This is a genomic window from Photobacterium sp. NCIMB 13483 (genome assembly GCF_003025475.1).
GTDB lineage: Bacteria > Pseudomonadota > Gammaproteobacteria > Enterobacterales > Vibrionaceae > Photobacterium > Photobacterium piscicola.
In genome coordinates this window covers 1-23,757 of the sequence record NZ_PYLV01000032.1, presented here as the reverse complement: position 1 = coordinate 23,757, position 23,757 = coordinate 1, and the positions used below count along the sequence as shown (strand labels likewise).

Genomic DNA, 23,757 nt, shown 5'->3' with positions numbered 1-23,757 from the left:
TTTTTATTTGTTCGTGATGTCTGCATAACAATAATAAAGTATCCTTTTTCTGACTTATGTTGAGAGTGGTATCATGGTTATTAAATAAAACAGTAACTGCTATACATAATAAATAAGCGGAGAATATTATGGCGATTTGGCAACGACCGTTTACGTTAGATCTTTTTAATCAGACCTCTAAAAATACATTAGTTGAGCACTTAGGGATTGAATACGTTGCTGTTGATGATTCATCATTGTCAGCGACGATGCCTGTTGACTCACGCACACATCAACCATTAGGTATGTTGCATGGCGGCGCCTCTGTAGTATTAGCCGAAACGTTAGGTTCATTGGCAGCAAACTTTGCCGTTAGCAGTGAATACTATTGTGTGGGCTTAGATATTAATGCGAACCATATTCGTGCGGTTCGTAGTGGTTTTGTTACTGGTAAGGCAACACCGTTACATCTTGGCGCCACTACACAAGTATGGCAGATTGAAATTCGTGATGAACGTCAGCGTTTAGTGTGTACTAGCCGTTTAACGATGGCTGTTTTGAAACATAAAAGCAGTAAATAGAATGATAGTTACTTTTTCTCAAGGCAAAATTATCGCAACGCAACATGAAGTTGTTGTTCGAATTGATGGTAATTGTCGAATAATGATGCAAGCACAAGTTGATGAATTAACATTAATTGGTGGTGCTAATGTGATCACAGCTGTCGGCAGTGGTTTGAACTGGTCTGTGAAATTAGACACTGATGAACAACTGCAACAGATCGCGACTGAAATAGGTATCGCTATCACCCAATATTAACCGATTAGCTTATTTTTATATTGAATGAGCGAATGGTGATATTTAATGCAACAGAATGATTTTATTTCTATTTACGTATGACAATGAAATGCTATTTTGGCATTATTGGCTGAGTTTGCAGATCATTGCATTCAAACTTATTCAATATTAATCACGATAAAGTAAATAGTATGTCTAATAAATATTTTGCACTGTTACCATTGGCTGTTCTTATTTCTGGTGTAGCTCAGGCTGCACCTGCTAACCCTTATTATGTTGGTGTTCGCTTAGGTGATGCTAATTACTCTCATTTTGAACAAAATAATCATGCATCTAACCTTGGTCTAAAGCAAAACGATCTTGGTGCTGGTATCTTTGCAGGTTATAACATTACGCCATGGTTTGCAGTTGAGACGGGCTATACTTGGTTAGGCGATGCACAAGTTGATCATCAAAATATTAAGCAACACGCGTTTGATTTAACAGGTAAAGCAACATGGCATGTTAATGATAGCTGGGGCTTATTCGCGAAGGCGGGTGGTAGCTACATGCTAACGGCTTACCATGGTAATGGTGTGAATGATACTGATGATCATCTTGTTGGTACAGTTGGTGCTGGTGTTGAATATCAATTAACCGATCATCTATCAACGCGCCTTGAGTACCAGTATTATCATGATTTATCATCAAAGCCTCGTGGTACTGATTTAGCGTATAACTTTGATACTAACTTCTATGGTCTAAGCCTTGTTTACAACTGGGGTGCGGCACCGGTAGTTGATACGATCGCGCCAGCAATAGCGCAAACAGTGACTATTGAACCTTCAACATTATCATTAAATTATGGTGTTAATCAGTATAAATTAACGGCGGAAAATGAGAGAGCACTACAGCCAATGGCTAAACGCTTAACTCGTTACCCAAGTGCAACGATTGTGGTAACTGGATATACCTCTAATACGGGCACAGCAGCTTATAACCAAGCATTGTCTGAAAAGCGTGCTCATGCTGTGGCATCTGAGTTAGCAAAATACGTGACAAACCCAACTCAAGTGACAGCACAAGGCATGGGTGAACAGCACCCAATCGCAACCAATGCAACAGCAGAAGGTCGTGCGCAAAACCGTCGTGTAGAAATTACATCGCCAGCATTAAAAATCGCAACAGAAGCCGCTTCTGAGCGTTAATCTGTGTTATTAAAACAGGCTGTTATTGAAGAGCCTGCTATTTAATAAAAATTGCAGTAATAAAAACAATAGTAATAAAAAGGCCAGCGATATTGAAATAAACATCGCTGGCTTTTTTATCAGATAATCTGAGTGTTAATGACTTTATTTACATGGCGCACAAATAGACTTTTTACGCAGACAAAGTGACATGATCATGCCAAATATTGCCCCTTGCGTAATAATGGCAGAACCACCGTAGCTAAAGAAAGGCAGTGGACTTCCCATTACTGGCAACACGCCACTCACCATGCCGATATTAATGAAGCTATAAAGAAAAAAGCTTAATGCAAAAGCAGCACTGACTAAACGTGCAAATGGTGACTCTGATTGATTTGCTAACCAAATCACTCTAAACGTCATAAAGGCGTAAATCCCCAATAGCAAAACGCTGCCCCAATATCCCCATTCTTCAGCAAAAGTTGAGAAAATAAAGTCAGTATGGCTTTCTGGAATAAACCCTAAATTACCTTGAGTTGCATCAGTCCAGCCTTTACCACGAATACCGCCAGAACCAATGGCAATTTTTGATTGGATGATCTGATAACCAGAACCAAGAGGATCAGATTCAGGATCAAGGAACTGTAATACACGCTTTTTCTGATAGGTTTCCATCACGAAATACCATGCTAGCGGTATAGTTACGCCTATAATACCTAAAACAGTTGAAATTAACTTCCAGCTCATACCCGCATAGTAAAGTACAAATAATGCATACAAAATAGTAAAAATAGCACCATCAAGATCGGGCTGAATGAATATAAGCCCCGCAGGAATGGCGGTTATCATCAGGCAAACCAGTACTTTTTTAAGCGTTGGGCGTCCTGCTTCTGCAATTAATACCCATGCAATCATTAATGGAACGGCAATTTTAACTAATTCTGAAGGTTGAAAGCGAATTGGACCAAGAGCTAACCAGCGTCGAGAGCCATTAGTACTGTCACCACTAACAAACACACCTAGTAAAAAAATCACAGTAATAACAAATAAATAAGGAGCATAGCGTTGGTAGGTGGCCGGAGGAATGGCGGACATTAGAATCAATACACCAACGGCGAGTATGCCTCGAACAAGGTGACGCTCAATAATAGGTACACTAAAGCTACTAGCACTCCATACAGTTAATGAACTAAATGTGATCAAAAGGAGAATTGATATACAGAGTGGTAGATCAAGATAAGGGCGGTATTTATTCATTAAGTACTACTGTAAACCACGCGTAATTGCGCATCGATGATAATTACCGCTACTTTAAAATATTATCGCTTAGCTACAAGAGATATTTTGCAAGAAAATGTATTTCTGTCGCAATGGGCGAATAAATAGACAAATTATTGTTTTAAATAGGGCTAATAATCACTGTTGTTGAGTGTTTTTTCGACAGCGTCGCAGTATTTAATACTATGCCTCACGTATAATTACTGAAAATAATACAATCGCAGTGGAGTAGAAATGGATCGTTATTACTGGGGTGTTGATTTAGGCGGTACTAAAATTGAATGCGCCATTATTGAGCGTAGCACGGATAAATGTGTAGTAAGAGAGCGCATAGCAACAGAAAGCGATCAAGGTTATGCCCATATTTTAAATCAGATTAAATTACTGATTGATAGGTGTGCTGAACAATTAGGCCAACGACCTATCACGATTGGCTTTGGCACGCCAGGCACGTTAGATCCTCATTATGGTGTGATGAAAAACTGTAATTCAACGGCGCTTAATGGCAAACCGCTTGATAAAGATCTTTCCCAGTTATTAGATGCACAAGTGGTATTGGCGAATGACGCGAATTGTTTTGCGTTAGCTGAAGCGCATTTTGGTGCGGCTAAACGTGTAAAACCGAATGCTGAAGTGGTGTTTGGTATCATCATGGGTACAGGCGTTGGATCGGGTATCGTTGTTAATGGCAAAGGCTTATATGGTTGTCATGGTATTGCCGGAGAGTGGGGACATAACGTGATTGAGCCTAATGGCGCCCTTTGTTATTGCGGTCAATCAGGGTGTTTAGAAACCGTTATTTCAGGTAAAGGTTTAGAACGGTTCTACTTTGAACAATCTGGCGTTGAATTATCATTACCAGAAATTGTGGCACGCACGGCTGATGATGAACATGCTCAAGCAACGATGGCTAGAATGTCACATTACTTTGGCATTGCTGCGGCACAGATTATTAATGTGCTTGATCCTGATGTGATTGTTATCGGTGGCGGTGTGGGCAACATTGATGCCTTATACCAACACGCTCAACAAGCAATATTACCGCATTTATTTAATGGCGAATTAAACACCCAGATTGTGAAACCAGATTTAGGTGACAGCGCAGGTGTCTTTGGTGCTGCGGCATTAGTGAAGTAAATTGTAAGTAATAATAAAAAGGCGTAATAGCAATGTCGCTATTACGCCTTTTTTAATGGGGTATTATTATACTTAGCTTGCCAATACTTGAGGCTTGCGTTGTAAACTTGCAAACAGCATATAAATAGCGGTTGCCAGTAGTACGATAAAGAAGAAATCCATCAAGCCATTTTGTTCCGCCATGAAGCTATTCGCACCAATTGGACCTAATGCAGAACCAATGCTGTAACTAAATAGCATTACTTGAGTGGCAGCTACAATGTAAGATGAATCTAAATTATCACACGCTAACGTAATCGCAATTGGGTATAACGCAAATGCTGACATACCCAATAATGCTAATGCACTGACTAGCATGATGTAATCTGACGATAAGTAGGTTAACCCCATAGCAAATACACCTAATAATGACATCAATGCCAATAATAATGTTTTACTCATGCGAATAGATAACTTACTAATAATCGGCTGAATAACCATGCCACCTAAAATAATCGCGGCCATTAACACCCCAATTTGGTTGGTTGTTAGCTCACTCTTTTTAAGCGCAAGTGGCATTAAGCCATAAATGCTACCCATTACTACACCAGAGGTAATACAGCCAATAATTGCCGGCTTGCTCAAGCGTGAAATTTGTTTTAGAGACAATATTTGATGGCCACTGCTATCAGGTTGACCTTGCTTGATCAATAATGGTGGTAAAATGGCAATTAACAGTAGTGCCATAATAACAGCAAACGGAATAAACCCTTTCACACCAAAATAACCAACAGCCAGCTGGCCTACTGTTGTGCCACCGTATAATGACGTCATATAGAAGCCAAGACGTTTAGCTCGCTCTTTTGCACTATCGCCAATCAATAACCATGATTCAACAACAACAAAAATACCCGCTACAGCAATACCCGCGACTAAACGCGCAGATAACCATAATTCTTTATATGGAAAGAAAGGTAACACAGCAACCGTTGACGCTAATAATGCAAGAAAGCTAATAAAAGCAATACGGTGACCTATTTTGGCTATAACAGGTTCAATCATTAATGATCCTATTAATAAACCAATATAATAGATACTTGCTAACCAACTGGCATAACTACTATCAATGTTAAAGTTCGCTAATGATAGCGGGATCAAGCTCATTAAGTAGCCTGAAGCAATTGCAAATACAGTTAGTCCCGCAACTGGCACCAACATGCCATTGCTTTTGTGACAAGTAGTAGTTTGTTGCACTACCGTACTCTCCACATCCAAATTCGGTTTAGGTTATCTGTCCCTTTTAATAAAGGAATACTCTTTAAGAGTCGTCAAAACTCACCTATCAGAAAAGAGAGGAGAGTTAAATAAGAGACAGCGCTGTTTAAGTTACTTTCGACTGAAAGCTGAGCGATTATTCACGTAATATAAGTGCGAGTAAAATGAGAAAAACTAATCCGAAATGATGTTTTTATTTATAATTTTATCGATATAGAAAAAATGATTAGAGGTAGGTTTAATCACATATTGTTAATAGTTATGGCAGCTGTTAAAAAGATAGGTTATTTAATGGCTTACACTTATTATTTTAATGAATAACTAGGGATGTAAACCTAAAATCATTAGTGTTGTAATTGAGTTTTAGTGGTGCTATTTCCATTATTAGTACGAAAAAAAATAATCATAACCAATAAAATTTTTTCTGATACATAGGATTTATTAGAAACATAAAAAAAGTCACTTCATCAGATATAAATTAATAAACAGATAGAAGTGACTATTAAAACTTATGTAAAAAAATATTGTTTTATTACTTAGCGCTTATTTTTAAGGTAACGCTTGCGACGTTCTTCTTTTTTCTTGATTTTTTCTTCTGTTTTACGTTCTTCAGCAATCGCAACATTGATCAGTTCTTCAGTGATCATTTCAGGATGTTCAAGCGTGATGTTACCTAAAGTACCATTACGTAATTCATTAATTAAAATCACAGAGGCTTTGTGTAAATCAACACGCCCCCCACCTTTTAGGCAGCCACGCTTACGGCCGATCTCTTCGATTAATTCAATTGCAGACTCAGGAAGATCATCGTCAAGGTTGTAACGCGCTTTGATCAAATCAGGGTAAGCTTTAATTAGGTATTCAATACTAAAGAAGCCAACATCAATATAATCCATGGCTGTATCTTTAATCGCACCTGTTGCCGCTAAACGAAAACCACTGTGCGGGTTCTCTACTTTAGGCCACAAAATCCCAGGGGTGTCAGATAGTAAAATACCATTATCTAAATTAATCCGTTGCTGCTGGCGCGTTACGGCAGGTTGGTTACCTGTAATTGCAACAGTACGACCCGCAAGGGCATTGATAATGGTTGATTTACCTACGTTAGGAATACCCATGATCATCGTACGAATTTTCTTACCCGCTTCTTCACGCTGTGGCGCAAGCTTACGGCATAAATCCATAATCTGGTTTACTTCGTTTAAGTTTTCGGTAGTGATTGCAATCGCTTTTACACCTTGTTCTTTTTCAAGGTGATTAATCCAAAGTTGGGTCATTTCAGGATCAGCTAAATCACGCTTGTTCAGTACTTTAACAACCGGTTTGCCATCATTAGTTTCACGGAATGATTTGATCAGCGGGTTTTCACTACTAAAAGGAATACGGGCATCTAGCACTTCGATGATCACATCGACTTTCGGCATTGCCTCTTCAATTTCTTTACGGGCTTTATGCATATGGCCCGGGAACCACTGAATTGTTTGACTACTCATTTGATTTTTATACTCTTTATTTTTCTAGTTAACCTGTGGCGTGCAACCAGAGGTACTAAAATTTACTGTAAACGATAACGGTGGACGGTATTTCCTATCCACACTGGTAATGCTGCGATCGCTTACATACAAATACTTATCACTGAGTTTACCATAACTGCTAGGGGATGCTTGCCCGTTAATGTATTTAGACGTTACAGCGCCGTAAGCATGGTCAGTTATTGTTCGGTAGCTTGGGTTGGTGGATAACGATAAATGCCACATGAGATAGGAGGAAAGTAATATTTCTTAATGATGTTTAGACGTTGTATTTTTTTGTTTTATAAAAGTAATCTATTAATATTTAAGTACAAAATATGATGATTATTGTTCATTAAGTTTTTTAATCTGTTATTTAGGTCAAAGAAATTATAAACCTGAGTAGATATGCTTATTCAGATTTTAATTTTGGATGTATATCACAATGGCATTAGCCCAGCCCTTGCAAAAAAGCTTCGTAAATAAACATCAGCAGCTATGGAATGACTTCCTTCGTCGTTGGCCTCGTGAAAATCTTAATCAATTAACGCTAGAAGAATATGTATCTGTTAATGACCAAGATACGTTTACTTATTGGTTAGAAACTAAGACGAGGGAATTGGGTTCTATTCAAGGCAATACGTCTGCAAAGTTTGGTATTTATAAGCGTAATGGCGAAGGAAAAGAGCAGAGTGGTATTGGTCATGGTGATGTTTATACATGGCGTACTCGTTACGGTAATAATGAGTTAGAAGCCTTTAATTACGTAAAAAAAGTATTAATCCAAATATCACAAGCCGCATATGACGGTAATTTAGCTGAAATCGACAGTATTGATTTTGCGCCTTTGATTAAATGGAAAATTGCTTTTCTTTATCAGAACCAAGATAGCCCAGTGCTGATCAATACATTTTCTAAGCCGATGTTAGAAGTGCTGACAAATAGTAATAGTAAAACATCATTTCCTAGCATGTATCAGAGACTAATTGCGGAAAAGGGCGAGCAAAATTTATTACAGTTTGGTGCTGAGTGTTGGGATAAAGCTGCTCAAAAAAGTAAAGGAATTCATCAAAAGAGTATTTTAAAAAAATTCTCCCATATTGATGTATTTAATCGAGGGGCTGAACTTTGGTCACCTGAAACAGTAACGGCTTTCTGTGATTTGATTCAGAATGCGTATGATAACAAGCTTGATGTTTTTACTATTACTAGAACGAAAGGTGCAATGATTCGTATTGGTAGAAAAGAGCTAGACGCATCTCGAGCAGAAGAGGTATTCGCAACCTTTGAGCCAATACTGCATAAAATTAATTATGAACTTCGTTACCAACATCGTGATGGCTATGAGTGCTCCACAGTTACCAACGAACTTTATTTACACACTCGTAAATCACAAAAACTGGCTGAGTTTTCACAACAGTACCCAATAACACGTAAACCTTTTTGGCCGGAGAGCTACTTCGATGATAGTGATGCTGATATTACAGATGATGACTACGAAGTGGCTGAACAAGGAGAGATCTATACGATGACGCAATTATCACCATTAAATCAAATTCTTTATGGCCCTCCAGGTACAGGTAAAACTTTTCATACTATGGATGCGGCAGTTAAAGCTGCTGAGCCTTATTTTAAGTGGGCTAATCGTGATCAGTTAAAAGTTGAGTACGAGCGATTAGTTAAAGAGAAACGTATTCGCTTTGTGACTTTTCACCAAAGTTACGGTTATGAAGAGTTCGTTGAGGGCATAAAAGCTGAAACTATTGACGGAGTAATTAACTACAAGATTGAATCTGGTGTATTTAAAAAAACAGTTGAAAGTGCACGTGCGAAGCGTGTCAGCCAGTTAGATTTATCGTCTCACTATGATTTATCCAAACGTAAAATTTGGAAGATGTCATTAGGTAATACGCAAACTGATGAAGGTGAAATGGTATTTAATGAGTGCATTGAAAATAATTACCTTCTTTTAGGCTATGGTGGAAATATTAATTTTGAAGGTTGTAATTCAACATCAAAAATTAAAGAAAAGTTTATTGAAGCGGGTTATCAATTGAAACCTCAAGATTACAACGTAACGTCAGTAAATACCTTAGTTAATAAGATGTCAGTGGGCGATATTGTTATCATTTCAGATGGGAATCATAAGTTTAAAGCGATTGCTGAAATTACTTCTAATTACTCATTTATTGATGATGATAGAGATTGGTACTTCCAAAAGAGAGATGTAAAGTGGTTAATGATTTTTGATGAAGCTCGTCCAGTTGATGAATTATTCTCATCGTCGCTTTCTCAAATGACGCTATATAATCTAAAAGATTCTGTGATCTCACGGGAGAAATTGTCTCACCTTTTAAATGAGTCTAAGCAAGAGTTAGAAGAAATTAAGAACTATGTGTTAGTTATTGATGAAATCAACCGCGGTAATATATCTAAGATCTTCGGTGAATTAATCACTCTAATTGAGCCATCAAAACGTAAAGGGGTAGAGGAAGCGTTAGAAGTTACGTTGCCATACTCAGGTGATGTATTCTCGGTACCCGATAACTTATACATCATCGGTACCATGAATACGGCTGACCGCTCTTTGGCGCTAATGGATACGGCACTGCGTCGTCGTTTTGATTTTGTTGAAATGATGCCAAAGCCTGAGTTATTCGAGAATAGAAAAATTAAAAATATCGATTTAACTCAACTATTAACCATACTCAATAAACGTATTGAAGTGCTTTATGATCGCGAGCATACCCTTGGTCATGCCTTTTTATTTCCTGTGTACAATGAGCAAGACGAAGATAATGCCTTTGGACTGCTAAAAGCTGCATTTAAAAACAAAATTATTCCATTGTTAGAAGAGTACTTCTTTGATGACTGGAATAAGATCCGTCTTGTATTGGGGGACAATCAAAAAGAAGAAGCATTGTGTTTCGTGAACAAGCAAGAAGATAGCTATGAATCTTTATTTGGTGCTAATCACGGGCTTAATATCTATGAAGATACAAAAGTAACTTTCCAGCTAGCGTCTTTTTGTGGTGATGATTCTGTATGGGATCAACCTGAAGCTTATATTGCCATTTATACCAAGGGTTAATGGTTGAGCATGAAAGTGAAAAATACCGTTACGCTGTTTGAGTTTAGTTATATTACCAACGATCGTAAAGCGAGCGAACATGAACATATTCAGGGCATTTCAGATAAGGCTTACCAGTATCTTAAAGGAATTTGTTTAAGTGATGAGCGGGAACGTAACTTACTTAAACTAAAAAGTGTTCATGGTATGGAAGTGCTGCAAGTACAAAATTATGCAGGGGTGTTATTTACCCCTGATGGTACGCAACTTGAGATCTTACCTAAAATCGGTAAAAACCAATTTGCTTGCAAAAAAGCAGAAGAAGATGCACGTCAGTCATTATTGATCATGTTAAAGGCACTAAAAGGCTTTCAACATATTCAAACCTCTAACGCTAATATTATCAGTCGTAAAATGCCGCTGCTTGAGGTGTTCATTAGCCAGTTTTTACAATCGGTTAATCTTCTTATTAAGCGAGGCTTACGCAGTGATTATGTACCTAAAGAGGACAACCTTGCCTTTTTAAAAGGTAAGCTCAATGTTGGCAAGCAACTTCGTCATAATGTGATTAATAAGCATAAATTCTACTGTGAATATGATGAATTTTTGTTAGATCGCCCAGCAAATCGATTAATTCATGCCGCACTAGCGAAAGTGAATGACGTTGTGCGAAGTGCAGTAAATCAAAAGCTATTACAAGAGTTGATGTTCGTCTTTCTTGATATACCAGTCAGTTATAATCATAAGCATGATTTCTCGCTGGTGGCGCTAGGTAGGGGAATGAACCATTATGAATTGCCGTTAGCGTGGGCGAAGCTAATTTTAGACGGATTCTCTCCACAAACAATGAAAGGTGATCATTATGCTGCTTCATTATTGTTTCCAATGGAGCGTGTATTTGAGGACTATGTTGCTCAATCACTCAGTAAAACTTTGAAGCAAACTCATCGTTTGAAAGCACAGGTACAGAGTAAGAGTTTAGTTACCCACAATGGTTCGAGTTGGTTCAAGCTTAAGCCCGATATGGTAATTGAACATAATAATAAAGTTGTATCTGTATTAGACACTAAGTGGAAATTACTCGATTTATCAAAAGCCAATGGCACTGATAAATATGGCTTATCACAAAGTGATTTTTATCAGATGTTGGCATACGGCCATCACTACTTTGATATTGAAATAGAAAACCCTGAAATGTTGCTGGTATATCCCTCACACTCAGGTTTTAAGCAGGCAATAGCACATAGTTTTGATTTCCCGATTCAAGGCGAGAAAACCTTAAAGCTGTGGGTTGTCCCTTTTGTTATTAGCGAGAAAGATGATGAGAAGGGAATTCAATGGCCGGAAGAAGCAAAAATACTAGTAGAGCTTTATTAAAAATGACTTTGTCATTTTCATGGAATGCCACAATACAGCTATAGCTCCGAATTCCTTTCAGTTTATATTTCCTAAAACAATACCATTAGGTGGCAGAGATGTGACTTGGATAGATAGTGACATTAAACTATGGATAACAGAGAAAGTGGCAGAAAGAACTACATAATGAAATGTTGTGTAGATAAAACAAGCTATCGCTAATGTTTTGTTGAATTTAAATGGCAAGCAAGTTGTGTTGCGCTATTATGCAACTATATTTTTTATATAGCTATCAATGAAGCAAGTTTTGAACTAACAGGAACTGTTTAATTGGTGAGTTAAATTCGTTTTCAGATATGGGCATAGATTTTGAAGATAAAGCTTTCTTCGATATTGTGATGCATATGTCGCATAAATACGATTTTATTTACCCAGATGACAAGTTAATAGAGCTGGCTAAGCGCATGAAACAAAGCTCAATATCCAAATTGGAGTCAACGAGACGATATTAAAGCCCCATTAAAAGTATAAATAATTGTATTGCTGCATGAGTTTAGTTATCCACTCGTCATCTGTGATGATGGGTATCTGGGTGTGCTAGAGCAGGCAGAGAATTTTAAGAAGAATTGTAAATAAGCAATTTAGTATATCGTCGTTATATATTGAACTTTTGGATGTTATTAAATGGAAAGTAACCTAAATCTAGGTAGTTTGTGGCCTGACTTAAGTAACCTGAGCGTGATTCCTCCTCAAACACCTGAACAATTGAGTGCTTTGTTTGTGGTTATTTTATGGGGCGTAGCTCTATTTTTCTTAATTTGCTCAATAGTTGCGTTTGTTCGCGCAATATTACGAGTTTCTTGGCTTAACAAGTCTTTGGGTGAGGCAGAGAAGTCGACGCCTTCTGATGTCCGTAATGATCTAATTTCAAAAGCTGAACAAAAAAAATCAGTAGGGCACTTATGGCTCGAGTTTGACGAAACATTGCTCGAAGTGAAAGGTGCTGACGATGTTATTCGGTTGCATAACACATTTGATGCTGACTACTTCTTTAATAGTTCTAGCTTAGCTGGTGGTAGCACTGAAAATAGAATGATTGCAGCAGTACCAGGCTTCTTAACTGCGATCGGTGTTATTGGAACATTTGTTGGCTTACAGTTAGGTTTGTCAGATTTAAATATAGCTGGCAATGCTGATGTTAACGAGATGAAAAATGGCATCGCTGGGGTCATTAATGGAGCTAAAATTGCATTTATGACATCAGTTTGGGGTGTCTTACTCAGTGTTGCATTTAACTTTTTTGAGAAAATACTTGAGCAAATAATTAGAAAGAAAATTAAGTCGTTGCAAAACCGTATTGATAGAATATTCCCACGTTTAAGTGCTGAAGCTCAACTACAATGCATAGCTAACGATAGCCAGCAATCAAGAGAAAGCCTACAAGGGTTAGCAGAAAAGATTGGCGAAAAAATGCAGGAATCGCTTGTTCAAGCAACTCAAGGGATTCAGCAAGGTCTTGAGAGTAGTCTGGAAAAAATCATGGCTCCGGCTATCAATAAGCTTGTAGATGAGACATCAGACGGTAACCAAAAAGCACTTGAAAGCGTTCTGCAATCTTTCATGGATGGTTTTGGCCAGCAAGGTGAACAGCAACGTGTGGCGATGGATTCAGCGTCTCAGAACGTAAATAAGACGTTAGAATCAATGAGTACCTCGATGGCTGCTTTCGTTAATAAACTGGAAGTTCAGCAAAACGCATCTACGGAAAGAGAGAAAGAACTGATTTCAACTATTTCAGTACAAGTTTCTGAGTTAGTTACTCAAGGTAATGAGCAGAAGCGTGTTCTAACCGAGTTCGTAGAAAAGCAAGTTTCCGAGTTGGGTGATCAGCTGACTAAAAGAGAATCAGCAGCTTCAGAGCGTGAACAGAAACTAGCTTCTTCAATGGAAGTCACGATTAAAAACTTAGTAGAAAATGTATCAGCACAAAGCCAAGTGTTGACCGACTTCGTTCAGAATCAAGTTGGCCAACTTACCCAAACGTTCTCCGAACGTGATGGGTTGGCGAGTCAGATGGAAAAAGAACGTAATGATATATTTGTGAATCAAACGCAGGCGATGAAAGCTGGAACAGATGAACTTCTAGCTCAAGTGAAAGCGGCGACTGAATCGCAACAAACCACATCTAATAATATTATTGAGCAAGGAAAACAATTACAAAACAGCATTGATTCGTCTGTTTCGGCATCTGCTCGTGCTACAGAGAGTATGCAGCAGTCTGCAAATGAGTTAAGAGCTGCTGCAGATAGTATGAATGTGTTCGGTTCTAACATCAAAGAAGCGGGCAACAAATTATCTGGTGCAGTTACTGAAGCAGTTAATAGCACGAAGGATTTAGCGGAACAAAACCAGCTAGGTGTTGTGAGAATTCAATCGCTAAGAGAGCAGTTGTTGGAAGATACAAGCAAGTTTGGTGCGATTGCAGATCAGATAAACAGTATGCTAAGTAGCGCTGAGCAGTCGTTTAGTATGCTTCGCACTAATCAGAGTGAATTTCTTACTGAACAAAAAGGTAATCTGAACGAACTAACGTCAGAAATGAAGCGCAATGTTAAAGAGTTAACGGAGCAAATGGCCCAACTGCTCGAAGATTATGCAGAGCAAGCTAACGGACAAACGGCTGAGCACCTTAAAATTTGGGCTAATAGTAGTATACAGTATGCAGAGAGTATGAATACAGCAGTTAGAGCTATCTCTAGTGTTGTTGATGAAATTCAAGATAAAGTGAGCCAACATGCGTAGAGGTATTCGTTCGCATACACAAAACTCAGTAGATGAAGAAAATCCTTACTGGGTTTCATTTTCTGATTTAATGTCTGCTTTGTTAGTTATATTTATACTTGCAGCTGTCGCTCTGATTATTGAATTAACACAAAAGACAAACGATGTTGAGGCTGGTATTAAAGAGCTTAAACAAGCTGAGTTAGCAAGAAAGAACATAATTTATGACGTTCGAGATGAATTGGCGAAGAGAAACGTCATTGTTGAAATTGCTGATAATGATACAGTAATCCGAATCCCCGAAAGCACACTGACTTTTGCATCAGGTAAATCATCAATTCCGAACGATGCAACCATACAGCAAGCAGTTAAGGACATCGGTGTTGTTCTTCATTCTGCAATTCAGAAGAAAGACCGCTTTCAATATCTCGATACCGTTTTTATTGAGGGGCATACCGATAGTGATAGTATCCATTACCGAGGGAAAGGGAACTGGGGATTATCTACTGATCGAGCAATATCTATCTGGAATGTCTGGCAAGATGAACTGAACTTAACGCCTAAACTCGGCGACTTAGAAAACGCATATCATGCAAAACTGTTCTCGGTTAGTGGTTATGCGGCGACAAGACGTGCCAATCTACAAGAGTCTAATCAGCAAGAAAAGAGTCAGAATAGGCGTATTGATATTCGATTTACAGTTAAGAAGCCATCTATTGCTGAACTCGAGAGGATTGTTGGACAGTGAGTTTAAATATAAAAAAGCTCAAAGTTAGTTTGCCAGCTAATCCTTTTGGTCAAACCATCAAGGATTTTGCACATCTATCGAATCAGTTAGAGGTGCTTTCTAAGAGTGCCGGTATTGATAACAATAAATTCCGAACTGCATATGGAGAAGTATGTAATGCGCTTGCCTCTAAGAAAAGAGTTGAAGACGTTTTATATAGTTCCGTACACGTTCGCGCCTTAGCTCTCTCACTACATACAGATGCGAAGAAAAATGTCAGCTTTACGCGTCGATTGCTTAATAAAATTACAGAAGTTGTAAAAAAGCCAAGCTCTTTAGTCATAGAGTCTTTTTATCAACATTTCTTATCAGAGTATGACCGACTGGCAGACTTGGAAGCTACGGCAGACTGGTTGTTGGAGGCTAAAAGACTGCGAGGAAATGATGAGCAGTTTGATGCAAATATATTGTCAACCAATGGCCCTAAGTGGCTTGCGGAAAGAGCTATTCAAAAGAATATCGACTTTGATCATTTAATTTCGGATATGAAGCTAGAACGTTATGCTAATGGCCGCTATCTAACTGCTGCTAAAGGTATTTACTATATTGAGCAGTTAAGCACTATACCATTGGGCCAAGATCACCCTCTCCTAGAAGAGGTTCAAAAAGCGGCTGTTTTTGATTCTCGATATGATTCTGAAAGTTTGCTAGGGCATCAAATTCTTAGAATTTTGATTGGCCGATCGATAGGTTCTCATATTAGTGAGCCTTGGATGAATGTGGTCTTAGCAATTGGTGGTGACCCACGAGTACCAAGTTCAAATCCAAGATACATTAAATGGTGGAAGGGTTTAGAACCAAATCTGATTCAAGCTGTTCGCGGATGGCTATCAAAATTGGATTTAAAGTTGTTTCTGGAAGCATTAGAAGATTATTCATACTCTTCATCTAATTACGAGTTACAGAGAATGTACCCATCGAGGAAAAGTTTCTTAGAAGGGATGTTCGATGCGGGAGTTATTTCAAATACCCGGCTCTATTTGAGCCAGGATGCTGCAAGGTATTTGAAGAGAAATTATGACCCTAAGCACTTGCCAAATTTCTCCACAGTAAGAGATGGCGACAAGTCAATAATATATGTTCAGATGGATGGTGCGCACATGATAGAAGGAAGTCATAGTTGTTATCTATGGTTGTATAAGCATTTTGATCCTTCTGTTTGTGTGTTTAATTATGACATCGTTAATCCTACCTATTCTCAATTAACAAGTGGTATTAATTATCAAATGTCACGTCTGTCGTCTGGAGCCATAGCAAAAATAACGCATTCTCCAGTTGGCTATTCATGGCAACGAAAAGCACTTACAGCATTAAGAGGGTTAGGGGTTAAACTGACGCCTAAAGATGTGCTTTCAAATGTAGATTATATTGATTTTAAACAGCGTTATGGGGTGCGAGAGTGGAGTTAACCTCTTTAATCAGCAAGTTCTTTTCTGGTTTAGATAAGTCGTCTAAATTTGAGTTAGTCTGTGATGATAGCCTTGATTTTACTACTTCCAAGAAAACCTTAGAGAAAATTAAAGCTGGTAAAGCTGATGAGTGGATAACAGCGCAGTATGTTGCACTTAAAATGCTTGAAGAGCAGGGTGATGTAAGCTCGTTTCCTGATGGCTTTATTATGCCTGCCGATACAGCGGTCAGACTCGATTCTGAGTTGAGAGACTTGTTTGGTTTACCTTCGGTTTGGAAAGGGATCATTGACGCTGATATTCAAGGAAAAGCTAGCACACCCACCTTTAACATTGATCTGTCGGTAACAACTAAACAAGGTCGAACAACGTTAAATTATACTGTGGACGGCCCTCTCATTCGCTTAAGTCAAAATGAGCAGTACCTGCTAACTCCCGAACAGCTTATGGTCTTTAATGTACATAAAGCTCATGGTAAATCTGCTCGTTCTGAATACGATAACTTATTGTACCTACACTCTTTGCAAGAGGCTCAGAAGAGTGGTTGTAAGTTGAATCTAAAGCACTTTGAAAAACTAAGAATTTTAACACCCAATAAAATTACGGTAGAAGCAGAGCTGAATTCTCAAGGCGAGCTGATATTGACTCCAAACATGGGGCAAAGTGCAAGCCATGAGTCGATTCAAAAGGTTTTGGGACAGTTACAAAGCGACAATTCAGTGACTCTGAAAGTGGGTGATGAAATAGTCTTGTTTTCTGAAGAAAAGCTCATGGCTGTAAAAGAAGTTATTAGCAACAGAGTAATACCCCAAAAACAAGTTAAAGCGTTCTTGGAGAACCCTACTGCATATATTAATGCGAGCTTAGTCGATCTTGAGTTAGGTTTTTCCATCAGGGTTCATGGTGCGACAGTCTTTAAACACGCCTATTTTGGAGAGACGGACGAGTCAGGCATTGATTGGTTTGGAGCTTCCTCTTTAAATGATGTGATTAATTCAATATCTAAGCTTACCGATAGTATTAGCGATAGAACAACACTTGAGGATGTTACTAAGAAGATTGAAGATGCCCAACAAACTGGAGCAACGGTTTTTGATTATGAAGGAAAATCATACGATATCAGTGATCCTGTTGCAGTTGAGAAAGTTCTAAAAGAAATTGACCATAAGATATCTAACCCTAATGCAGATAGTCCGAGCCAAGGTGATCCAGAAGATGCCGAAACTGAATCGGCAGGATCAGAAATACATGTGGTTGATATTGATTTAAATGATGAAGAGCTGTCAGAAAATTCTCATAAAGTCGAACAGCTTATTTCTGATATTTCATGGGATGGTGAGTTAAATTGGGAGAACTACAAGCGGACACCTTTTCCACATCAGGATATTGGTGTTCGTTGGATTTTAGGCGTTGAACAAAAAGTCTCATCAGACTCGAAAATTAGTGGAGCCTTGCTAGCAGATGATATGGGGCTGGGTAAGACATTTATGGCCCTATCTGCGATCGAAAATATTTATCAACGACAACAAATTAGCGGTGAAACGAAGAAACCTACGCTGATAGTGGCTCCTTTGAGTTTATTGGAAAACTGGAAGGATGAGGTAGATAAAACCTTTAAACGTTCACCATTCAAAGATGTGGTTATTTTGCAATCAGCTGCTGAGCTAAATGACTATCGAATGGGTGGTGTGGAGATTCGAAGTCAGAGCGCATATGATGATTGTTTAGAGCCTAAGTATTCTTTGAAAGTTGGGAAACACTTTGGTCCAGGTCGTTTAGATCTTCCAGAGCGATTGGTTATCACTACTTATCAAACCTTGCGCGATTATCAGTTCTCTATGTGTTTGATTGATTGGGGTATCGTGGTTTTCGATGAAGCCCAGAATATTAAAAACCCGAATGCACTTCAAACTCGAGCAGCTAAGGGGCTAAAAGCTGATTTCAAACTAGTGGCTACCGGTACGCCTGTTGAAAATAGCTTAGCCGATTTTTGGTGCTTAATGGATACAGCTTGTCCAGGCCATCTCGGTAATTATCAAGAATTTCGAGCTCGGTATATTTCACCAATTCTTAAGGCTGCTGGTGATGAAGTTGAAGAAACAAGAGCTAGGCTTGGAAGAGAACTCCGTATAGCGGTCGGGGCATTGATGTTGAGACGCATTAAAGAGGACAACCTTAAAGGGTTACCTCTAAAACATATGTATGCTGGCGGAGAATTTGAAAACTGGAAATATTTAGAAGAACTTAAGTCGACAATGGTTGGCTACCAAAGGGATGTTTATGAAGGGGCTATTAGCAATCAACTCGAGAATGAAGAGAGCCACGCACTTACCACGTTAATGAGGCTAAGAGATAGCTCGTTACATCCTCGGTTAAGTGATGGAGGCCGCCTTGAAATACCCAAAAATGCAAAATCAGCGAGGGCTTTATTCGGTGAATCAGGAAAACTAGTTTCCTTGCTTAAGATTTTAGACCGAGTACGAACTAGACATGAGAAGTGCATAATTTTTGTTGTTAACAAACGCCTGCAAAGCTTCTTAAGTGTGACTTTAGGGCAGATCTATAACTTAGGTCCGCTCTCCGTGATTAATGGTGATGCTAAAGCTGTAGCAAAGCGTAAATCTGTTCCAACTCGAAAATCAATGATTGCAGATTTTGAAGCCAAAGAAGGCTTTAATTTAATTGTAATGTCTCCAGTTGCAGCGGGCGTTGGCCTTACTGTTGTGGGCGCTAATCATGTTGTTCACTTAGAGCGGCATTGGAACCCAGCTAAAGAGGCTCAAGCAACGGATAGGGTTTATCGTATCGGACAGGCGAATGAGGTCCATATCTACATCCCTCTGTTGCATCACCCTGAATTTGAATCATTTGATGTAAACCTACATAGGCTCCTTACCCAAAAAACTTTACTGAAGGACGCTGTTGTAACACCGGAAGATGTTGTTCCGCAGCCAGCAGGTGTTGGGGGAGCGATTTCTGGTGAATTGATTGATAAACTAATTACAGCTGCTGAACTTGATAAGTTAAGTTGGCAGCAGTTTGAAGCGTTATGTGTAGAATTGCTGGCAAAGGTTACCAATAGTGAAAGCGCGTGGTTGACGAACAATGGTGCAGATCATGGTGCTGACGGTGTGCTACTTAATGGTGGTGGCAATATTTTGCTCCAGGCTAAGTTTACGCAACGACAATATGATGGCTATAAAGGGATACAGGAGATTCATTCTGCTAAACCAATTTATGAATCAGCGATGAGAAGTACTTTCGAACGTTTGATTTTCGTAACCAACTCTCCTTCGTTAGCTAAAAGAACTCACGAAATTGCTGTCACATGTGGTGTGGAAATTATGAGTAGAGCGAAGCTGTTGAGTTATCTAGAACAATATGAAGTTACTTTTAAAGATATATTAACGAGGTTAGGTAAAGATCGATTAAAAGTGTAGTTGGTTTAATTCGGTCATAACATTTCTCCGTAGGGTGATGGTTATAAGTAACTATGCCACTTCAAATCAGATCCTTTCTACTGCGGAGGATATCTCGTTGAGTAATAGTTTTGCTTTATCACTTTTCAGTTGTAATAACGTCATAAAAAGTAGGTCTGTAATGACATTTTGTGCCGTTCGAGAAGAAATAGAAGAACTGCGAAACTGTTTTTCATCAGCAATGGTATCAATCGTGTGGTGGGCTAATTTTCGTAAGGGGCTTTTTTTAATATTGGTTAATGCAATAATTGTTGCGCCTTTATCATAGGCAGATTGAGCCGCAACAAGTATTTCTCTGCGTGTGCCTGAAAATGAAATCGCGATGAGTATATCGTCTTTAGTGAGTGTATTTGCTGTGGCAACTTGGACATGCGTATCTTGTTCGTTGAGCGCTGTAATCCCGATTTTTAACAGTTTAAAAGTAAGATCTTTTGCTGTTAATGCTGAACCACCAATACCGACAATTTGAATACGTTGCGCTTGATTGATCTGCTTAACAATAGCCTCAAACTCAGAAAAATTAATGGCATTGGTTGTTGCAATCATAGCGTGGGTTTTCTCTTGAATTAACTTTTGAGCAATAGTTAATGAAGAATCATCGCTATGAATTTTGTTATGAATGGGTCTTTTAGGCTCTAGAATGGCCTTTTGTTGAGCAAGATCTTCAATAATGGCAAGTTTAAGAGCCGTAAAACCTTTAAATCCAAGCCGTTGGGCAAATTTGATGATACCTGATTGAGAAACGCCAACTTTGGCGGCTAAATCTTGGCTAACATAAGCGCTTAATGATGCTGGATCTTCAAGAATAAAGTCTAATATTTTCACACCATTGCTCGATAAACCACTTCTCTGGTTTTGCATCTTCTCTAAAATACTCATAATTCCCTCATTTTTTTGAATTAATTATTCAACATTGGATAAATATTATTCTTTTGGTGATGTTTTGTTATCTTATTGAAAATAAATGGGTAAGTTTTGTTTTTCGATCTGTGTCTAGATATTACTAATCCTATTTATTCTCTAATTTTGGCATAAAATGAATAATTTTAGTTGTGATTATTGTCACTTAATTGAATTTTTCATTCTATATGATTTCTCTCAAACCTAATATTTAAGCAAGAGAGCAGATTATGAAGATCGACCTAACAACCTTAGTGACTGAAAGCCGAAATGCAGTGAGTGAGAATATCGATATGCTTCCAACAATTGATATGTTGAAAGTGATTAATCAGGAAGATCAGAAAGTGGCTTTAGCGGTAGAAGCTATTATTCCTGAAATAGCGAAGGTTGTTGATCTTATAGCAAATGCTTTCCAATCTGGCGGTCGCTTGATTTACGTAGGCGCTGGAACGTCAGGTCGATTAGGTATTTTAGATGCCAGTGAGTGTCCTCCAACATATGGCTCAAACCCTGACGTAGTGGTTGGACTAATCGCGGGTGGACATCAAGCTATTTTAAAAGCGGTTGAAAACGCAGAAGATAACCTTGAACTTGGTGCTGCGGATTTGCAACAAATTGGTTTTAATAACAAAGATATACTTGTGGGGATTGCTGCAAGTGGGCGTACACCTTATGTAGTCGGGGCGATGAACTATGCAAAAAGCGTTGGCGCAACGGTTGCGACATTAAGCTGTAATGCCAATAGTCCAATGACGCAGATTGCAGACATTAATATGACGCCTATTGTTGGACCTGAAGTCGTAACGGGTTCTTCAAGAATGAAAGCGGGTACCGCACAGAAGCTAGTGCTGAATATGTTAACCACTGGCGCAATGATTCGTACCGGAAAAGTGTTTGGAAACCTAATGGTTGATGTTGAAGCAACCAATGCCAAGCTTATTCAGCGTCAGCATAATATTGTGGTTGAAGCGACGGGATGCTTAGAATCACAGGCGGCTGAAGCATTAGCCCAATGTAATAATCACTGTAAAACCGCCATCTTAATGATTTTACTTGATATTGATGCAGAGTTAGCAGCTGCAAAACTGAGTAAACATAATGGCTTTATTCGTCATGCACTTTTAGACCAAGAATGATTAAACAATAGGTTTTATTAAGGAGCATAAGATGGCCAAAATAACCGCTTCAATGATACAAAAAATACTCACGGCAATCGGTGGCAAGGGAAATGTTATCAAATGTGGTAACTGTATGACGCGATTACGTCTTACATTACAAGATGATAACTTAGCTGATCGAGATTCAATCAAGCGCATTGCTGGCGTCATGGGATTAGTTGAAAGTGATGATCAATTTCAAATTGTTTTAGGGCCGGGTAAAGCACAAACGGCGGCTGAAATGATGAATAGCATGCTTGAGAAAGAACCGGGAGAGTCAGGGGGTATATCAAACCAGCAAACTGATCTTAAAGATGTTGCTTCTGCGCATAAACAGCAATTAAAGAAAAAACAAACCAGTGCAGCACAGCGTTTTCTAAGTAAGTTTGCGACTATTTTTACGCCTTTAATTCCAGGTTTTATTGCCGCGGGTTTGCTACTCGGTATAGCAACATTATTAGAACAACTTTTTGTGCTTGGTCATGCAACACCTAATACCCATTTACTTGATTTAATTGCGTATATGAAAGTCTTTAGTAAAGGGTTGTTTAGCTTTTTAAGTATCCTAATTGGTTATAATGCTCAGCAAGCGTTTGGTGGCTCAGGCGTTAATGGTGCCATATTAGCGTCTTTTTTTGTATTAGGTTATAACCCAGATGCAACCACTGGCATTTACTCGGGAATGACGGATTTTTTTGGTAACGGTATTGATCCTCGTGGCAATATTATTGGGGTGTTAATTGCCGCCATTATTGGTGCTGGTGTTGAGAAAAAAGTCCGTCAATTTATTCCCGATAATCTAGACATGATTTTAACCTCGATGATCACCTTGTTGATCATGGGAGCAGTAACCTTTGTGATCATCATGCCGATTGGCGGTGAGTTATTTAAAGGTATGTCATGGTTATTCATCAACCTTAATGGTAATCCATTCGGTAGTGCGATCTTAGCGGGATTATTCTTAATCTCAGTAATGTTTGGTATTCACCAAGGCTTTGTACCTGTGTATTTTGCTTTGATGGATGCTCAGGGCTTTAATTCACTTTTCCCCATTTTAGCGATGGCAGGAGCGGGGCAAGTAGGGGCAGCATTAGCGTTATATGCTAAAGCTAAAAAAGATTCTTTGCTACGAACGCAAGTCAAAGGCGCTATTATTCCGGGCTTCTTAGGTATTGGCGAGCCGCTTATTTACGGCGTTACACTACCGCGTGTTAAACCTTTTGTTACTGCTTGTGTTGGTGGTTCTGCTGGTGGTTTCTTTATTGGATTAGTCTCTTACATGGGGTTACCAATTGGTTTAAATACGGTATTTGGCCCATCAGGTATTGTTGCCTTGCCATTAATGACATCAAGCTCAGGTATTTTTGCGGGTATGGCAATATTTACCATCGGTTTGCTAATTTCATATCTTGTTGGATTTGCAATGACATGGTTCTTTGGTACTAAAAATGTTGATTTAAGTTAAGACCACATTATTGAGAAGCCGATTTAATAAGCAATTCCTAATTCTTGGACATTTCGGTTTAGTGGCTAGTAAGGCTTGATTTCGATATTCAATCGGAGTCAGGCCTTTTTACTTATACCTAATAGCTTATTATGACCACCACTACCTGAATGAGCGGGGACTAAACCTATACTGGCACTTGCATCGCGTCCGCATTTATATGCTGAAGCATCGCCCATTCGAGCATAAAG

The 23,757-nt window shown here is 38.7% G+C and carries 17 protein-coding genes and 2 pseudogenes; 14 read left to right on the top strand and 5 right to left on the bottom strand.

Annotated elements, in window-relative coordinates:
• The first annotated feature begins 128 nt into the window (after positions 1 to 128).
• The 3 genes from C9I86_RS18315 to C9I86_RS18305 all read left to right on the top strand — a co-directional run bounded on the left by C9I86_RS18315 (position 129) and on the right by C9I86_RS18305 (position 1,964).
• On the top strand, positions 129 to 560 hold the full coding sequence (locus tag C9I86_RS18315) for a hotdog fold thioesterase (RefSeq protein ID WP_080155808.1): 432 nt from the start codon (positions 129 to 131) through the stop codon (positions 558 to 560).
• 1 nt (position 561) lies between these two features.
• A complete protein-coding gene (locus C9I86_RS18310) occupies positions 562 to 798 on the top strand; it encodes a DUF3389 domain-containing protein (RefSeq protein ID WP_080155809.1) in 237 nt (78 codons plus the stop codon).
• A gap of 170 nt (positions 799 to 968) precedes the next feature.
• On the top strand, positions 969 to 1,964 hold the full coding sequence (locus C9I86_RS18305; RefSeq protein ID WP_107277127.1) for an outer membrane beta-barrel protein: 996 nt from the start codon (positions 969 to 971) through the stop codon (positions 1,962 to 1,964).
• Between the two features lie 144 nt (positions 1,965 to 2,108).
• On the opposite strand, the gene rodA is transcribed toward C9I86_RS18305, so the two are convergent.
• A complete protein-coding gene (gene rodA / locus C9I86_RS18300) occupies positions 2,109 to 3,200 on the bottom strand; it encodes a rod shape-determining protein RodA (RefSeq protein ID WP_080155811.1) in 1,092 nt (363 codons plus the stop codon).
• Positions 3,201 to 3,455: 255 nt separating this feature from the next.
• Here rodA and C9I86_RS18295 point away from each other — a divergent pair, with 255 nt between their 5' ends.
• Positions 3,456 to 4,358: an ROK family protein gene (locus tag C9I86_RS18295; RefSeq protein WP_107277126.1), complete on the top strand. Its 903-nt coding sequence runs from the start codon at positions 3,456 to 3,458 to the stop codon at positions 4,356 to 4,358.
• Between the two features lie 72 nt (positions 4,359 to 4,430).
• Here the strand turns inward: C9I86_RS18295 and C9I86_RS18290 are convergent, their stop codons facing one another.
• Positions 4,431 to 5,591: an MFS transporter gene (locus tag C9I86_RS18290; RefSeq protein WP_235865759.1), complete on the bottom strand. Its 1,161-nt coding sequence runs from the start codon at positions 5,589 to 5,591 to the stop codon at positions 4,431 to 4,433.
• Positions 5,592 to 6,148: 557 nt separating this feature from the next.
• A complete protein-coding gene (ylqF, locus tag C9I86_RS18285) occupies positions 6,149 to 7,105 on the bottom strand; it encodes a ribosome biogenesis GTPase YlqF (RefSeq protein ID WP_107277125.1) in 957 nt (318 codons plus the stop codon).
• 463 nt (positions 7,106 to 7,568) lie between these two features.
• On the opposite strand from ylqF, the gene C9I86_RS20305 reads away from it, so the two are divergent.
• The 8 genes and pseudogenes from C9I86_RS20305 to C9I86_RS18245 all read left to right on the top strand — a co-directional run bounded on the left by C9I86_RS20305 (position 7,569) and on the right by C9I86_RS18245 (position 19,966).
• Positions 7,569 to 10,214, top strand: a complete 2,646-nt coding sequence (locus tag C9I86_RS20305; protein WP_241956915.1) for an AAA family ATPase — start codon at positions 7,569 to 7,571, stop codon at positions 10,212 to 10,214.
• A gap of 9 nt (positions 10,215 to 10,223) precedes the next feature.
• On the top strand, positions 10,224 to 11,570 hold the full coding sequence (locus C9I86_RS18275) for an McrC family protein (RefSeq protein ID WP_107277124.1): 1,347 nt from the start codon (positions 10,224 to 10,226) through the stop codon (positions 11,568 to 11,570).
• A 19-nt stretch (positions 11,571 to 11,589) separates the two neighbouring features.
• A complete protein-coding gene (locus C9I86_RS20410; protein WP_107277123.1) occupies positions 11,590 to 11,736 on the top strand; it encodes an AlpA family phage regulatory protein in 147 nt (48 codons plus the stop codon).
• Positions 11,737 to 11,884: 148 nt separating this feature from the next.
• Positions 11,885 to 12,185 (top strand): annotated as a pseudogene (locus C9I86_RS20405) (type I restriction enzyme endonuclease domain-containing protein); the annotation flags it as partial.
• 48 nt (positions 12,186 to 12,233) lie between these two features.
• Positions 12,234 to 14,351 carry an anti-phage ZorAB system protein ZorA gene (gene zorA, locus C9I86_RS18260; protein ID WP_107186701.1) on the top strand — a complete coding sequence of 706 codons (2,118 nt, stop codon included), beginning with the start codon at positions 12,234 to 12,236 and terminating at the stop codon, positions 14,349 to 14,351.
• Positions 14,344 to 15,078, top strand: a complete 735-nt coding sequence (locus C9I86_RS18255) for a flagellar motor protein MotB (RefSeq protein ID WP_107277122.1) — start codon at positions 14,344 to 14,346, stop codon at positions 15,076 to 15,078. The genes zorA and C9I86_RS18255 overlap by 8 nt, the downstream gene beginning before the upstream one ends.
• Positions 15,075 to 16,526, top strand: a complete 1,452-nt coding sequence (locus C9I86_RS18250) for an EH signature domain-containing protein (RefSeq protein ID WP_107277121.1) — start codon at positions 15,075 to 15,077, stop codon at positions 16,524 to 16,526. The genes C9I86_RS18255 and C9I86_RS18250 overlap by 4 nt, the downstream gene beginning before the upstream one ends.
• The gene (locus tag C9I86_RS18245; RefSeq protein ID WP_107277120.1) at positions 16,517 to 19,966 is read left to right on the top strand and encodes an SNF2-related protein; all 3,450 of its coding nucleotides are present in this window, start codon (positions 16,517 to 16,519) and stop codon (positions 19,964 to 19,966) included. Before C9I86_RS18250 ends, C9I86_RS18245 begins: the two co-directional genes overlap by 10 nt.
• Positions 19,967 to 20,032: 66 nt before the next feature.
• Here C9I86_RS18245 and C9I86_RS18240 read toward each other — a convergent pair whose 3' ends face one another.
• Positions 20,033 to 20,884 carry an SIS domain-containing protein gene (locus C9I86_RS18240; RefSeq protein WP_107277119.1) on the bottom strand — a complete coding sequence of 284 codons (852 nt, stop codon included), beginning with the start codon at positions 20,882 to 20,884 and terminating at the stop codon, positions 20,033 to 20,035.
• A 251-nt stretch (positions 20,885 to 21,135) separates the two neighbouring features.
• Between C9I86_RS18240 and murQ the strand changes: the two genes are divergently transcribed.
• The gene (gene murQ, locus C9I86_RS18235; RefSeq protein WP_107277118.1) at positions 21,136 to 22,041 is read left to right on the top strand and encodes an N-acetylmuramic acid 6-phosphate etherase; all 906 of its coding nucleotides are present in this window, start codon (positions 21,136 to 21,138) and stop codon (positions 22,039 to 22,041) included.
• Between the two features lie 31 nt (positions 22,042 to 22,072).
• Positions 22,073 to 23,527 (top strand): PTS N-acetylmuramic acid transporter subunit IIBC, encoded by a 1,455-nt coding sequence (murP, locus tag C9I86_RS18230; protein ID WP_107277117.1) that lies wholly within the window; start codon positions 22,073 to 22,075, stop codon positions 23,525 to 23,527.
• Between the two features lie 104 nt (positions 23,528 to 23,631).
• Here murP and C9I86_RS18225 read toward each other — a convergent pair.
• Positions 23,632 to 23,757, bottom strand: a pseudogene (locus C9I86_RS18225) (transposase); the annotation flags it as partial.